The organism is Ferrovibrio sp. (assembly GCF_035304305.1).
In the GTDB taxonomy this organism is placed as follows: Bacteria; Pseudomonadota; Alphaproteobacteria; order Ferrovibrionales; family Ferrovibrionaceae; genus Ferrovibrio.
The window spans coordinates 16,044-29,774 of record NZ_DATGQG010000023.1; the positions used below are offsets into that span (position 1 = coordinate 16,044).

The 13,731-nt window shown below is 66.1% G+C and carries 14 protein-coding genes; 8 read left to right on the forward strand and 6 right to left on the reverse strand.

What is annotated here, in order from left to right:
• Window positions 1-22: 22 nt before the first annotated feature.
• The 3 genes from VKZ87_RS02590 to VKZ87_RS02600 form a co-directional block, all read right to left on the reverse strand.
• On the reverse strand, window positions 23-772 hold the full coding sequence (locus VKZ87_RS02590; protein ID WP_324219684.1) for an FkbM family methyltransferase: 750 nt from the start codon (window positions 770-772) through the stop codon (window positions 23-25).
• 141 nt (window positions 773-913) lie between these two features.
• Window positions 914-1,480: a D-sedoheptulose-7-phosphate isomerase gene (locus tag VKZ87_RS02595; RefSeq protein WP_324219685.1), complete on the reverse strand. Its 567-nt coding sequence runs from the start codon at window positions 1,478-1,480 to the stop codon at window positions 914-916.
• 92 nt (window positions 1,481-1,572) lie between these two features.
• Window positions 1,573-1,878 carry a Usg family protein gene (locus VKZ87_RS02600; RefSeq protein WP_324219686.1) on the reverse strand — a complete coding sequence of 102 codons (306 nt, stop codon included), beginning with the start codon at window positions 1,876-1,878 and terminating at the stop codon, window positions 1,573-1,575.
• 612 nt (window positions 1,879-2,490) lie between these two features.
• Here VKZ87_RS02600 and VKZ87_RS02605 point away from each other — a divergent pair.
• From VKZ87_RS02605 to trhA, 5 genes are all read left to right on the forward strand, one after another.
• Complete coding sequence (locus tag VKZ87_RS02605; RefSeq protein WP_324219687.1) at window positions 2,491-3,657, forward strand: acetyl-CoA acetyltransferase; 1,167 nt, start codon at window positions 2,491-2,493, stop codon at window positions 3,655-3,657.
• Window positions 3,658-3,752: 95 nt separating this feature from the next.
• Complete coding sequence (locus tag VKZ87_RS02610; protein ID WP_324219688.1) at window positions 3,753-4,745, forward strand: MDR family oxidoreductase; 993 nt, start codon at window positions 3,753-3,755, stop codon at window positions 4,743-4,745.
• Between the two features lie 95 nt (window positions 4,746-4,840).
• Window positions 4,841-6,649 carry a feruloyl-CoA synthase gene (locus VKZ87_RS02615; RefSeq protein ID WP_324219689.1) on the forward strand — a complete coding sequence of 603 codons (1,809 nt, stop codon included), beginning with the start codon at window positions 4,841-4,843 and terminating at the stop codon, window positions 6,647-6,649.
• A gap of 77 nt (window positions 6,650-6,726) precedes the next feature.
• Window positions 6,727-7,263 carry a Spy/CpxP family protein refolding chaperone gene (locus VKZ87_RS02620; protein WP_324219690.1) on the forward strand — a complete coding sequence of 179 codons (537 nt, stop codon included), beginning with the start codon at window positions 6,727-6,729 and terminating at the stop codon, window positions 7,261-7,263.
• A gap of 109 nt (window positions 7,264-7,372) precedes the next feature.
• Complete coding sequence (gene trhA / locus VKZ87_RS02625; RefSeq protein ID WP_324219691.1) at window positions 7,373-8,011, forward strand: PAQR family membrane homeostasis protein TrhA; 639 nt, start codon at window positions 7,373-7,375, stop codon at window positions 8,009-8,011.
• Here the strand turns inward: trhA and cysQ are convergent, their stop codons facing one another.
• Window positions 8,012-8,788, reverse strand: a complete 777-nt coding sequence (gene cysQ / locus VKZ87_RS02630) for a 3'(2'),5'-bisphosphate nucleotidase CysQ (RefSeq protein ID WP_324219692.1) — start codon at window positions 8,786-8,788, stop codon at window positions 8,012-8,014.
• A complete protein-coding gene (locus VKZ87_RS02635) occupies window positions 8,785-9,009 on the reverse strand; it encodes a DUF3553 domain-containing protein (RefSeq protein ID WP_324219693.1) in 225 nt (74 codons plus the stop codon). Before VKZ87_RS02635 ends, cysQ begins: the two co-directional genes overlap by 4 nt.
• A gap of 81 nt (window positions 9,010-9,090) precedes the next feature.
• On the opposite strand from VKZ87_RS02635, the gene VKZ87_RS02640 reads away from it, so the two are divergent.
• The gene (locus tag VKZ87_RS02640; RefSeq protein WP_324219694.1) at window positions 9,091-9,708 is read left to right on the forward strand and encodes a histidine phosphotransferase family protein; all 618 of its coding nucleotides are present in this window, start codon (window positions 9,091-9,093) and stop codon (window positions 9,706-9,708) included.
• Window positions 9,705-11,390: a gamma-glutamyltransferase gene (ggt, locus tag VKZ87_RS02645; RefSeq protein WP_324219695.1), complete on the forward strand. Its 1,686-nt coding sequence runs from the start codon at window positions 9,705-9,707 to the stop codon at window positions 11,388-11,390. The genes VKZ87_RS02640 and ggt overlap by 4 nt, the downstream gene beginning before the upstream one ends.
• A 48-nt stretch (window positions 11,391-11,438) precedes the next feature.
• Here the strand turns inward: ggt and ctrA are convergent, their stop codons facing one another.
• Entirely contained in the window at window positions 11,439-12,158 is a 720-nt protein-coding gene (ctrA, locus tag VKZ87_RS02650) for a response regulator transcription factor CtrA (protein WP_324219696.1), read from the reverse strand.
• A gap of 246 nt (window positions 12,159-12,404) precedes the next feature.
• Between ctrA and fliI the strand changes: the two genes are divergently transcribed.
• Entirely contained in the window at window positions 12,405-13,730 is a 1,326-nt protein-coding gene (gene fliI, locus VKZ87_RS02655; protein WP_324219697.1) for a flagellar protein export ATPase FliI, read from the forward strand.
• The last annotated feature ends 1 nt before the right edge of the window (window position 13,731 follow it).

Genomic DNA, 13,731 nt, shown 5'->3' on the forward strand with positions numbered 1-13,731 from the left:
CGCGTCTGAAGGGCCCTGGTATCTAGTCGCGGAAGTAGAAATTACCGGCCGCGTCCTTAATAAAGCGTGAAAAGCCGGCCGCCAGCATGATGTCGTGGATGGCGGCATGTTCCGGTATGGATTCCATTGCCTCCACCATCATGCTCTGCAGTTTCGGATTCTGCAGAAGCCGCGCCGCACCCCGGATGATCTGCGGCTCCAGCCCGTCCACGTCGATCTTGACATGATGCGGCACGATGCCGGTTTTCTCGATGAAGGAATCCAGGCTCATCGAGACCGCGCCCTGCGGGATCATGGCATTCCAGATCGGATCGTCCGACGGCCGCGCGTTGCCGTAATTGTTCAGCGATTTCCCCGCCGTGACGCTGGAGAGAAAAAGCTTTCCCGCCCCGTCCTGGTCCGATACGGCGATCGGATAGCAGAACATGCGGTTCTCGAGCTTGTTGAGATAGATGTTCCGGGTCGTCACGTAATAGCTGGCGAAATGCGGCTCGAAGGCATGCACCTCGCATCCGGACACGACCGCAGCGATCAGTCCGTACAATCCGTTATTGGCGCCGACATCGAAGAAAATCTCCCCCGGGCGGAAGCCGTAGATCCAGGCATTGGTCGCCGGCTCCCGCTCGTTGGCCGTCGCCGCGAACCCCAGGCATTTGAGGTTCGGCGTGCACATCGAAAACTTGTGGTCCTTGACCTTGACGGCCAGCACCGGCATGCGCTGCTCGTAGGTTTCCACGAGCTTCTTGAAATCCTGGAAGGTGAGTCCTGCCATGCCGACTGTATCCCTGAACCGCGGCAATGGGGCCGCACCCCTCCGCTGTCCGGCGATATCCGCCAGGCGCCATGCGGGCAGGCACAGTTAGAAAGATTCTTTTTAAGAAAGAATGAACCCGTCGCCGTTCCGGCAGGCGACTCACCCCGCCAGCCGCGCTTCCACCTGTTCGCAGATGTAGTGATACAGGCAGCCGTGGATCTGCTGGATCTGCGGCGTGTGGCGCGAGGGCGCGGCGATCAGGATGTCGCAGAGCGGGCCGAGCCGGCCGCCGCCCTGGCCGGTCAGGCCGATCACCGCCATGCCCTTCGCCCGGGCCGCCTCGGCGGCCTGCAGCACATTGGCGGAATTGCCCGAGGTACTGATCCCCAGCAGCACGCCGCCGTCGCGGCCATAGGCCTGCACCTGACGGGCGAACAGCGAGGCGTAATCGTAATCGTTGCTCCAGGCCGTGGCGACGGCGGGGTCGGCGCCCAGCGCGATGCAGTTCAGCGCCCGGCGCTCCTTCAGGAAACGCCCGACCAGCTCGCCGGCAATGTGCATGGCATCCGCCGCCGAGCCGCCATTGCCGCAGACCAGCAGCGGCCGGTCGTCCTTCAGCGCGGCGGCGATGCGACCGATCGCGGCATCCACCTGCGCGGCGGTTTCCGGCGTGGCGGCCAGGCGGATCAGGTCGGCGGAGTCATGCAGATACTGGATGAGGGACATGGACAGCTCGGGCAGCGGCGGAATCGCCGCGCACCCTAGCATATCGGCCTGCCGGCTCCAGCGCCGGCAGGCCGGCCGGCTCGGGGTCCGGCCTAGTGCAGGTCGTAGCTGGCAGCGGCGGCGCGGTATTCCGCCGGGCTGACCAGCCGGGCCGACACCACCCGCACCGAATGCAGCTTGCCGTCCAGCTGGCTTTCCCAGAAGCCGAGGAACCGGTTCAGGGCGGGGAATTTCGGCGCCAGATCGTATTCCTGCCAGATATAGCTCTGCAGCAGCCGGGGATGGTCCGGCATGTGATACAGGATTTCCGCCGTGGTGAGATGGTAGCGCAGCAGCTTGTCCAGACGCTGCTGCTCGGGGGTTTCCGGTTCTCCGGGGACAAACGACAGATCGACCATGCTTGCCTCCTGCATTCTGCGGAGCCGCGCCCGCCGGCGCCCTGCAGGAGGATGCCGGACCGGACGGGGCCTGCCTCATACAATCCAAGCCTGCCGCCAATGTTCGGCGGTTTGCAATAAGAATTTGTTTCTAAAAGAAAAATTGGCACTCGTGACAGGCGGCTGCCAATAGAGGGCAGCGGCATCAGGCTTGACATTAGAGGATAATGTTCTATTATTGTTCTCTCTAACGCTGACCACCAGTCCTGAGCTGGCGTCAGGACTGGTTAAAAAAGAGCCTCTGACCGGCAGGCAAGGCGTCAAAGGCCGATACGACAGACGGAAATTCAATGGTTTGGCACGGGAGGCCAGTGGGTTATGCGGGATTCAACGGGACTGAACGGGACTCAACTGGCTCTCAACGGGATTCAACTGGCCTCCAACAGGACTGAACTGGCATCGAACGGGACTCAACGGGCTTCAACGGGATCGAACAGGCTCCGGACGGGACGCGGCCGGCGCTCCGGAAACACCCGGCGACACCGCATTCCCGGCCGGCGCCGCCCGTTGACTTGTTCCGGCCCGCACACTCTCTTAACCGTCAGAGAAAACACCCGGAGAATGGAGAGATAGATGACCGCCTGCATCGTCGGCTGGAGCCACAGCAAGTTCGGCAAACTCGACGGCCGCGACGCCGAGGACCTGATCGTCGAGGTCGCCGTCAACGCGATCAAGGACGCCGGCATCGAGCCGAAGGATGTCGATGCCATCTATCTCGGCCATTTCAACGGCGGGCTGATCGAGCAGGATTTCACCGCCTCGCTGGTGCTGCAGGCCGATCCCGCCCTGCGCTTCAAGCCGGCCACCCGCGTCGAGAATGCCTGCTCCACCGGCTCGGCCGCCATCTACCAGGGCCTCAACCTGATCGCGGCGAAGCGGGCGCGCTTCGTGCTCTGCGTCGGCGTCGAGAAGATGACCTCCACGCCCACCGACGTGGTCGGCAACATCCTTGTCAAGGCCAGCTACAAGAAGACGGAGGTCTTCAACGAGGGCGGGTTCGCCGGCGTCTTCGACGCGATCCAGAAGCAGTATTTCCAGCGCTACGGCGACCAGTCGGATGCGACCGCGATGATCGCGGCGAAGAACCACAAGAACGGCTCGAAGAATCCGCTCGCCCACATGCAGAAGGATTTCGGCTTCGAGTTCTGCAACACGGTCTCGGACAAGAACCCGCTGGTGGTGGGCGGCATGCGCCGTACCGACTGCTCGATGGTGTCCGACGGCGCCGCCGCGCTCGTGCTGACCGACGTGCAGACCGCGCTCGGCATGAAGAAGGCGATCGCCTTCCGCGCCGCGAAGCATGTGCAGGATTTCCTGCCCATGGCCAAGCGCGACGTCATCGCCTTCGAGGGTCCGGCCAAGGCCTGGGCCGATGCGCTGGGCGAGGCTGGCCTGAGCATCTGGGATCTCTCCTTCGCCGAGAGCCATGACTGCTTCACCATCGCCGAACTGATCGAATACGAGGCGATGGGCCTCACCAAGCCGGGCGAGGGCGCCAAGGCGATCAAGGAAGGCTGGACCCAGATGGACGGCAAGCTGCCGGTCAATCCTTCGGGCGGCCTGAAGTCGAAGGGCCATCCGATCGGCGCCACCGGCGTGTCGATGCATGTCATGGCCGCCATGCAGCTGTCCGGCACCGCCGGCGACATCCAGGTGAAGAACGCCAAGCTGGGCGGCGTCTTCAACATGGGGGGCGTCGCGGTGGCGAACTACGTCTCGATCCTCGAGCCGCTGCGGTAGGGTGCCTCGTCGTTCCCGCGAAGGCGGGAACCCGGTCTGTCCGTCGCTCTGGATCCCCGCTGTCGCGGGGATGACGATCAAAGAAGGTTGAAAGCATGGCCGAGACATTCCGCGCCGTCGTCATCGAAGAGGTCGACGGCAAGCCGAAGGCGGGTTTCAAGGAGCTGACCAAGAAGGACCTGCCCCAGCATGACGTGCTGGTCGAGGTCGCCTATTCGACGCTCAACTACAAGGACGGTCTGGCGCTGACCGGCGGCCGCATCGCGCGCAAGCTGCCGATGGTCGCCGGCATCGACCTCGCCGGCACCGTCGTCGTCTCGGCCAATCCGGAATTCAAGCCGGGCGACAAGGTGATCGTGAACGGCTACGGCCTGTCCGAGACGCAGTGGGGCGGCTATTCCAAATTCCAGAGCGTGAAGAGCGAGTGGCTGGTGCGCCTGCCCGACGCCTTCACCCTGCAGGAAGCCATGGCGATCGGCACGGCGGGCTACACCGCCATGCTCTGCGTCCAGGCGCTGGAGGATGCGGGACTCAACCCCAATGACGGCGGCGAGGTGCTGGTCACCGGTGCCGCCGGCGGCGTCGGTTCGGTCGCCGTCGCCCTGCTGGCGCGGCGCGGCTACAAGGTGATCGCCTCCACCGGCCGGCCGGAGACGCATGAGTATCTGACCTCGCTGGGCGCCAGCGGCTTCATCGCCCGTGAGGAACTCAGCCAGAAAGGCCCGCCGCTGGCCAAGGAGCGCTGGGCGGCGGCGGTGGATTCCGTCGGCGGCCAGACGCTCGCCACCGTGCTCAGTCAGATGAAATACGGCGGCTGGGTCGCCGCCTGCGGCCTTGCCGGCGGCGCCGACCTGCCGGCCAGCGTGTTTCCCTTCATCCTGCGCAATGTCAGCCTGCTCGGCGTCGATTCCGTGATGGCGCCGATGCACAGGCGCAAGCGTGCCTGGTGGCAGCTGGCGCAGGACCTGCCGCGCGGCAAGCTCGGCCAGATGACCGAAGTGCATCCGATGTCGGCGGTGCTGGATCTGGCGCCGAAGATTCTCGCCGGCCGGGTGCGCGGCCGGGTCGTCATCGACGTCAACGCGTAAACGTCCGGATTCCCTCTTGCGTGGCTTCGCCGCGCGGTTATGATCGGACCAAGATTGTAATGCTGCCTTACAAAACGAGCAGCAGGGAGGAAACCATGGGCGTCATTGCCGCCGAAAAGCCGCCATTCCTGCATCTGGAGCTTGCCACGCCGCGGATCAGGCGCACGCCGCTGCCCGGCGGCGGCTTCCTGCTGGAATCGGAGGAGGCCCTCGGCGACTACGATGCCCATATCGGCCTTCTGCTGCAGCGCCAGGCGCAGACGCAGCCCGACGGCCTCTTCCTCGCCGAGCGTGACGGCAACGGCGGCTGGCGCAAGGTCACCTACGGCCAGGCCTGGGCCTATGCGCGCAGCATCGCCCAGGCGCTGATCGATCGCGGACTGGACCAGAGCCAGCCGGTCCTGATCCTCTCGGGCAACAGCATCGATCACGCGCTGATGATGCTTGGCGGCTTCGTCGCCGGCGTGCCGGTGGCACCGGTCAGCGTCGCCTATTCGCTGATGAGCGACAATTTCGCCAAGGTGCACCACATCTACAAGCTGGTGCGGCCGAAGGTGGTCTTCGCCGAGAAGGCCGCGATGTTCACCCGGGTGCTGCAGAGCCTGCCGCTCGACCGCGTCGAGGTGGTCAGCTCCGACGGCGCGGCGGGCACCAGGCTGCAGGCGCTGCTCGACACCAGGCCGACGGACGCGGTCGATGCGCGCTTCGCCGCGATCGGCCCGGACTCGGTGGCGAAGTACCTCTTCACCTCCGGCTCCACCGGCCTGCCCAAGGGCGTGATCAACACCCACCGCATGATGGTGAGCAACCAGCAGGCGCTGGCCCAGATCTGGCCCTTCCTGGAGAAGAAGCGGCTGACGCTGCTCGACTGGCTGCCCTGGAACCACACGTTCGGCGGCAACCACAATTTCAACCTGGTGCTGCGCCATGGCGGCACGATGTATATCGACGACGGCAAGCCGGCGCCCGGGCTGGTCGAGAAGACCGTCGCCAATCTCGCCGACGTGTCGCCCAGCATCTATTTCAACGTGCCCGCCGGCTATTCGATGCTGGTGCCCTTCCTGGAGAAGGACGAGGAACTCTGCCGGCGCTTCTTCGGCAATCTCGACCTGATCTTCTACGCCGGCGCGGCCCTGCCGCCCGATCTCTGGGCGCGGCTGGAAACACTCTCGATCCGTACGCTGGGCAAGCGCGTCACCATGACCTCCTCCTGGGGCTCGACCGAAACGGCGCCGCTGGCCACCGCGGCGCATTTCCCGATCGAGCGCGCCGGCGTGATCGGCGTGCCGGTGCCCGGCGTGCAGCTCAAATGCGTGCCCTCGGGCGGCAAGCTGGAAGTCCGCGTCAAGGGCCCCAACGTGACGCCGGGCTATATCGGCCAGCCGGAGCAGACCCAGGCGGCCTTCGATCCGGACGGCTTCTACTGCATCGGCGATGCCTGCAGGCTGGCCGATGAGGCCGATCCCGCGCGCGGCATTGTCTTCGACGGCCGCATCGCCGAGGACTTCAAGCTCACCACCGGTACATGGGTGCATGTCGGCGGCATTCGCGTCGCGGCTCTGGCCGCCTGCTCGCCGCTGCTGCAGGATGCCGTGGTCTGCGGCCAGGATCGCGATTACATCGCCCTGCTCGCCTGGCCCACGGCGGCGGCCAAGAGCATGCCGGACGCGGATCTGCACCGGCAGATTGCGCAGAAGCTCGCCGCATACAATGCAAGCCAGAGCGGCTCCTCCATGCGCATCCGCCGCATCCTGCTGCTCAGCGAACCGCCCTCGATCGACGCCAACGAGATCACCGACAAGGGCTATATCAACCAGCGCGCCACGCTGGAGCGCCGTCACGCCGATGTGATGCGCGTTTATGCCGAACAACCGGACGACGGCGTGATCACCATCACCGACTGAGGACTTCCCTTCCCCGCATACTGACTCCATATCCCGTGCCACATCACGGACGGGATCACTCATCGGAGGTCAGCCAAATGCGACGCATCGCCGCCATCGCGGCGCTTGCCCTGACTCTGGCTGCGGGAATCGGGCTCGGTGCCATCGGCCGCCACCACACCACACAGAACGACACCGGCGAGACGGCCGCTGCCGCGCCTGTCGTCGTGCCGGTCAATGCCGAGGACGTCTCCGGCGCCGAACGCAACCTGTTTCCCGCGCCGCATACCGCCATCTTTCTCGCCAACGATCTCGGCCTGTCGCAGGACCAGCGGCTCCGGCTGCACGAACTGCAGCAGGCACTCGATGCCGAGATCGCCACGATCGGCCGCCGCATCCAGGCCGAGGAAGCCCGGCTCGACCGCGCCTTCATGGACAACGTCATCGATATCGGCCGCATCGACGGCCTGACCGCGCGGATCGGCGCGCTGCAGGCGCAGCGGCGCGCGGCGCGGCTGCGGGCACATCTGGCGACCCGCGACCTGCTCAGCCCCGAGCAGCTGCTGCGCTATGCCGAGCTGCGCGGCTTCCAGGCCGCCGAGGCCGACGCCTATGTCGACGAGCTGGACCGCTGAGCGGCGGCCGGCTGTGACATGCCGGTGAAAACCGACGCTGTCATATTTCCGACCCAATGACCGGACTATCTTCGCCTTCAGCCGCAGTAAATGCCCCGAAGGAGATGCCATGGTCCGTCAATGCAGCCGCGCCGAATATCTTGCCGATGCCGTGGTTCACCTGATCGGCCTGGCATTCGGCGTCGGCGCCTGCGTCACGCTGGCCATTCTCGCCCTGCTGCAGCCGGAATGGCCGCGGCTGGTCGGGCTCGGCATCTACGGCCTTGGCCTGCTTGCCATGCTGGCCTGCTCGGCCCTCTACAACATGACCCATCACATCACCTGGAAGGCGCGCTTCCGCCGGCTGGACCATGCCGCGATCTTCATCATGATCGCCGGCAGCTACACGCCGCTGGCACTGGTGGTGATCGGCGGCACCTGGGGATATGGCCTGCTCGCCTTCGTCTGGACCGTGGCGCTGGTCGGCGCGGCGATGAAGCTCTGCTATCCCCTGCGCTATGACGGCCTGTCGGTGGTGGCCTATCTGCTGCTGGGCTGGAGCGTCGTGGTGGCTTTCGAGCCGCTGCTGAACGGCGCCTCAACCGCGGGACTTATCCTGCTGAGCACCGGTGGCGCGCTCTACAGCCTCGGCGTCATCTTCCATCTCTGGGAACGACTGCCCTACCAGACGGCGATCTGGCACATCTTCGTGCTCGCGGCAGCCGCCTGCCATTTCTCCGCCATCCTGGTGGACGTGGCGATCAGCTGATCAGCTGCGGCCCCTGGCGAGAAAACCGGGATTGCGGAAACCCGGCTTGCCGTAGGTGAGCGGCTTGCCGTCCCAGGTCACCACTTCGCCGCCGGCCGCCTCAAGCACCGCCTGACCCGCGGCGGTATCCCATTCCGAGATGGAGGCGAAGCGCGGATAGAAGTCGGCCGCGCCTTCGGCGATGCGGCAGAATTTCAGCGACGAGCCGACGGAGGCCGTCTGCACCCGGTCCTGCCGCGCCAGCCAGGCCTCGACTTCCTTCTCGCGATGGGAGCGGCTGACCAGCGCCACCGCAGCGAAGGGTGGCGCCACGCGCGCGGCGACCGGCTCGCCGACGGAGTCCGGCGCGGTGAAGCGGAAGGCACCGCCGGGCCGGCCGAGCCAGGCGGTGTTGCGCTGCGCCGGCGCCAGCACCACGCCAAGGCGCGGCTTTGCCTCGCAGACCAGCGCGATGTTGACGGTGAACTCGCCGTTGCGGGCGATGAATTCGCGCGTGCCGTCCAGGGGATCCACCAGCCAGAACGGCCCCTCACCGATGGCCGGCAACCGGCCGGCGGCGGCCATTTCCTCGGCGATCACCGGCATGCCCGGCGTGAGGCGATCAAGGCCGGCCAGGATGATCTCTTCCGCCGCTTCGTCGGCATCGGTCACCGGACTGTGATCGTCCTTCACCCGCCGCTCGAATTCGGTGGCATAGACCGCCATCACGGCCCGCCCCGCATCATAGGCGAGCGTCAGGAGGGCCGGGCCGAGCTGTTCGATTTCAGAGTCCGTCATGCCGCGTCGTCGGGCTCGTCGATCGTCACGAGCGGCACCTGATCGGTGTTGATCAGCCGCTTGCCGGCATGAAGGAAATTCACGGTCACACGCGCACCGATGGCAGACTGCACCTGTCCGGGACCCCAGTCGGGCTCAAGCGGGTTTTCCACCCAGTCGCCCGGAGCATAGGGCGCCAGCATCGTCATTCCTGTCGGCTTGCCGTTGATCGCATGCAGCATCCATCTTAGACAGGGTTGCAGTGTCCTGCCACCATGCAGCGCCGTGATTTGTAGATTCTGCGATTTGCCGGAGAATGACGGATGTCCGCCGACGACCTCGATCTTGTCGCCCTGATCTGCTCGCGCCTGTGCCATGACCTGGCCGGCAGCATCGGCGCGATCAACAACGGCGTCGAACTGCTGGCCGAGGAGACCGATCCGGCAATGCGCGACGAGGCCTTCGGCCTGATCGCACAATCGGCTAGTGACGCCGCGCGACGGCTGGCCTTCTTCCGCTTCGCGCTGGGCGCCTCGGGCGGCACGGACGAGCCGATGGGCCTCGAGGAGCTGAACCGCGTCGCCAGGGACTATTTCGCCGGCGGCAAGGTTGCGGTCAGCACGCCCGATGCGACGGCGCAGAGCCTGCCGAAGCCGCTGGGCAAGGCCCTGCTGATCGGTCTCGCGCTGGCGGCCCAGGCGCTGCCGCGCGGCGGCAGCATGGCCCTGCTGCCGAACGGGACCGCATGGCAGATCGAGGCGCAGGGGCCCATGCTGCGCTGGACCGAGGAAGTGGCGGCGGCGCTGGACGGCGGCGCCGCGCCGCCGCGCGAACCGCATGGCGCCATGGCACGCTACGCCGTCCGTCTTGCCGCTTCCGTCAGCTATCGGCTGCAGGCGGAACCGACGGCCACCACGCTCGCCCTGCGGTTTGCGCCATGAGCTGGCGGGCCCGGGCGGCATCGCCCTTCCGGTGCGAGAAGCAGCCGGCGACCTCCAGCCGCGGCATGGTAGTGACCAATCATCCGCTGGCGTCGGCAGCCGGCGCCGAGATGCTGGCAGCCGGGGGCAATGCAGTGGATGCAGCGATTGCCGCGCTGTTCACGCTTACCGTCGTCGAGCCGATGATGGTTGGCATCTTCGGCGGCGGCATGGCGCATATCCGCCTGCCCGACGGCACGCATACCGTGATCGACGGCCTGAGCACCGCACCGGCCGCCACCGGCCCGGACACGTATCGCCCGGTCAGCGACATGCCCGGACCGGACTATCTGGAAACCGAAGGCCGCGAGAATGCCGTCGGCCCCCGGGCGGTCGCCGCGCCGGGCAATCTGAAAGCGTGGTGCGAGACGCTGGCACGCTTCGGCCGCCTGCCGCTCGGCGACGTGATCGATCCGGCCATACGCCATGCCTCGCGCGGCTTCGCGGTCACGCCCTATCTGTCTTCCTGCATCGAGGAATGCGCCGCCGATCTGGCGCGCGATGCCGAGATCGCGCGGCTTTATCTCCCCGGTGGCAAGCCGGCTCCGGCGGGGCACCGGCTGGTGCAGAGCGACTATGCGGGGACCCTGCGCGGCATTGCCCGCGAGGGTGCGGATATCCTCTATGGCGGTACGCTGGGGCGAAGCGTCACGGCGGCGATCGCGCAGGCCGGCGGCTTCCTCACGCTTGACGACCTGACCGCTTACCGCACCGTCGAGCGCGCGCCGGTGCGCGGTCCCTATCGCGGCTTCGAGATCGTCGGCCCGCCGCCGCCGTCATCGGGCGGCGTGCATGTGCTGCAGATGCTCAACATCCTGGAAGGGTATGACATCGCCGCCATGGGCTTCGGCTCGGCTGACCATCTGCATCTGGTCGCCGAGGTGCTGAAGATCGCTTTCGCCGACCGCGCCGCGGCCACCGCCGATCCCGCCTTCGTCCAGGTGCCGGTGGAGAGGCTGATCTCGAAAGACTATGCCGCCGAGCGGCGGGCCAGCATCGACCTCGGAAGGGCGCAAAGCTGGAGTGCGGGGGTCGCTGCCGGGGAATCCGCCAACACCACCCATGTCACCGTCGCCGACCGCGACGGTCATGTGATCAGCACGACGCAGACGATCAATTCGCTGTTCGGCGCGCGCTTCATCCTGCCCGGCACCGGTATCATCCCGAACAACTACATGTACCTGTTCGACCCGCATCCCGGCAAAGCGCTGTCGGTGCAGCCGGGCAAACGCATCACCACCAGCCAGGCGCCGCTGATCGCGCTGAAGGACGGGAAACCGGCCTTCGCGCTTGGCCTGCCCGGCGGCCTGCGCATCTTCGGCTCGGCCATGCAGGCGGTGATCAACCTGATCGACCACGGCATGAGCCTGCAGGAGGCTGTCGAGGCTCCGCGGCTCTGGACCCAGGGCCAGACCGTGGAAGTCGAGGAGGGCTTCGCGCCGGCGGTGCGGGAGGCGCTGCGGGAACGCGGCCATGACGTGGTGACGGTGCCGCATGTCGGTGGCGGCATGAATGCCATCGCCTTCCATGACGACGGCACGATGACCGGCGCCGCCTGCTGGCGCGCCGATGGCACACCGGTGGGCCTGAGCGGCGGCCTGGCCCGCGCCGACGCCCGCTTCTGGCCGGATCTGCGGCGATAAAAAAAGCCGGCATGAAGCCGGCTTTTTCAAACTCACGCGATGCTGTGCCTACCGCGCCATCGCCATCTGGCGTTTGCTGGAAGGCACCGGCTCGACCTGGTCGCGCAGCACATAGCCGCGGCCCCAGACCGTCTCGATGTAATTCTCGCCGCCGGTCGCAGCCGCGATCTTCTTGCGCAGCTTGCAGATAAAGACGTCGATGATCTTCAGTTCCGGCTCGTCCATGCCGCCATAGAGATGGTTCAGGAACATCTCCTTGGTCAGCGTCGTGCCCTTGCGCAGCGACAGCAGCTCGAGCATGGCATATTCCTTGCCGGTGAGATGCAGGCGGCCGTCTTCCACCTCGACCGACTTGGCGTCGAGGTTGACGGTCAGCTTGCCGGTCTTGATCACCGACTGGGAATGGCCCTTGGCGCGCCGCACGATGGCATTGATGCGGGCAACCAGCTCGTCCTTGTTGAAGGGCTTGGTGAGGTAGTCGTCGGCGCCGAAGCCGAGGCCCTTCACCTTCTTGTCCGCCTCGCCCATCCCCGAGAGAATCAGGATCGGCGTATTCACCTTTGCCGCGCGCAGCTTCTTCAGCACGTCGTAGCCGTGCATGTCGGGAAGATTGAGGTCGAGGACGATGATGTCGTAGTCGTACAGCTTGCCGAGGTCGAGACCCTCTTCGCCGTATTCCGTCTTGTAAACGTTGAAGCCTTCCTGGCCGAGCATCATCTCGATGCTTTTCGCCATGGCGGCATCGTCTTCAATCAGCAGTACTCGCATGGCACCCCCCAGCTGGCCTGCCCGAATCGCCGGGCAATTTACCATGGTTAATAAATAAAGTTAATGTCCTTCGGACAATTCGGGGTGTAGCAGGCGCGCGGAAGCGATTCATATTAAGATTCGTAAAGGTTAACGGGTCTCAATCAGGCCCGGTTTTCCGCGCCGGACGGCCGGCTTTACCCGCAATTAAGGCTTTGACCTGTAGGCTCTTTTTCTTGACGCCATTCCGTTAACGCCAGGCCGCCGATGCACTCTCTCCTGATGGACCTCGACCGGATCAAGGACGTGAATTTCACCGGCCGGGTGACGTCCATCCAGGGCCTGCTGGTCGAGATTGCCGGCGTCGAACGCTATCTCTCCATCGGCAGCCGGGTCCGGGTCGCCACCCGCGACCATCGCGAGGTGGAATGCGAAGTGGTCGGCTTCCGCCAGAACCGCGCCCTGCTGATGCCTTATGGCTCGCTGGAAGGCGTCGGACTGGGCTGCCGCGCCGTGGTGGCCGAGGACCAGCCGGTGATCTATCCCGACCACAGCTGGCTCGGCCGCGTGATCGACGGCCTCGGCCGCCCGCTCGACGGCGGCCTGCCGCTCGCCAACGGCACCCGCCCCTATCCTCTGCGGGCCAACCCGCCGCCGGCCAATTCGCGCAAGCGGGTCGGCCGCAAGATCGATCTCGGCGTGCGCTCGATCAACACCTTCATTTCCTGCTGCCGCGGCCAGCGCATGGGCATCTTCGCCGGTTCCGGCGTCGGCAAGTCGGTGCTGCTCTCGATGATGGCGCGCTACACCGAGGCCGACGTGAACGTGGTCGGCCTGATCGGCGAGCGCGGCCGCGAGGTGCAGGAATTCATCGAGGACGATCTCGGCGAGGCGGGCCTCGCGCGCACCGTGATCGTGGTCGCGACCTCGGACGAGCCGGCGCTGGTGCGCCGCCAGGCCGCCTACATGACCCTTGCCGTCGCCGAATACTTCCGCGACCAGGGGCTGCAGGTGCTCTGCCTGATGGACTCGGTCACCCGCTTCGCCATGGCGCAGCGCGAGATCGGCCTCTCCGGCGGCGAACCGCCGACCACTAAGGGCTATCCGCCGACCACCTTTGCCGAACTGCCGCGCCTGCTGGAACGCGCCGGCCCCGGCACCGGCGATGGCAGCATCACCGGACTCTTCACGGTACTGGTGGATGGCGACGACCATAACGAGCCGATCGCTGACGCCACCCGCGGCATTCTCGACGGCCATATCGTCATGGAGCGCAGCATCGCCGAGCGCGGCCGCTATCCCGCAATCAACATCCTGCGCTCGATCTCCCGAACCATGCCGGGCTGCAACACCGAAGACGAGAACATGCTGGTGACGCGGGCGCGGCAGCTGATGGCGACCTATGACGACATGGCCGAGCTGATCCGGCTCGGCGCCTATCGCATGGGCTCCGATCCCAAGGTGGACGAGGCGATCCGTTACCAGCCGCTGCTGGAGGCCTTCCTCAAGCAGCAGAAGACCGAACGCGCCGACCTCGCCTCGGGCTATGCCCGGCTGGCAGAAATCTTCCTCGAAGGCGAAGCCGCGAACTGAG

Coding starts and splice junctions, on each gene's coding strand:
- VKZ87_RS02590 (WP_324219684.1), bottom strand. CDS start 772: ATGGCAGGACTCACCTTCCAGGATTTCAAGAAGCTCGTGGAAACCTAC.
- VKZ87_RS02595 (WP_324219685.1), bottom strand. CDS start 1,480: ATGTCCCTCATCCAGTATCTGCATGACTCCGCCGACCTGATCCGCCTG.
- VKZ87_RS02600 (WP_324219686.1), bottom strand. CDS start 1,878: ATGGTCGATCTGTCGTTTGTCCCCGGAGAACCGGAAACCCCCGAGCAG.
- VKZ87_RS02605 (WP_324219687.1), top strand. CDS start 2,491: ATGACCGCCTGCATCGTCGGCTGGAGCCACAGCAAGTTCGGCAAACTC.
- VKZ87_RS02610 (WP_324219688.1), top strand. CDS start 3,753: ATGGCCGAGACATTCCGCGCCGTCGTCATCGAAGAGGTCGACGGCAAG.
- VKZ87_RS02615 (WP_324219689.1), top strand. CDS start 4,841: ATGGGCGTCATTGCCGCCGAAAAGCCGCCATTCCTGCATCTGGAGCTT.
- VKZ87_RS02620 (WP_324219690.1), top strand. CDS start 6,727: ATGCGACGCATCGCCGCCATCGCGGCGCTTGCCCTGACTCTGGCTGCG.
- trhA (WP_324219691.1), top strand. CDS start 7,373: ATGGTCCGTCAATGCAGCCGCGCCGAATATCTTGCCGATGCCGTGGTT.
- cysQ (WP_324219692.1), bottom strand. CDS start 8,788: ATGACGGACTCTGAAATCGAACAGCTCGGCCCGGCCCTCCTGACGCTC.
- VKZ87_RS02635 (WP_324219693.1), bottom strand. CDS start 9,009: ATGCTGCATGCGATCAACGGCAAGCCGACAGGAATGACGATGCTGGCG.
- VKZ87_RS02640 (WP_324219694.1), top strand. CDS start 9,091: ATGTCCGCCGACGACCTCGATCTTGTCGCCCTGATCTGCTCGCGCCTG.
- ggt (WP_324219695.1), top strand. CDS start 9,705: ATGAGCTGGCGGGCCCGGGCGGCATCGCCCTTCCGGTGCGAGAAGCAG.
- ctrA (WP_324219696.1), bottom strand. CDS start 12,158: ATGCGAGTACTGCTGATTGAAGACGATGCCGCCATGGCGAAAAGCATC.
- fliI (WP_324219697.1), top strand. CDS start 12,405: ATGCACTCTCTCCTGATGGACCTCGACCGGATCAAGGACGTGAATTTC.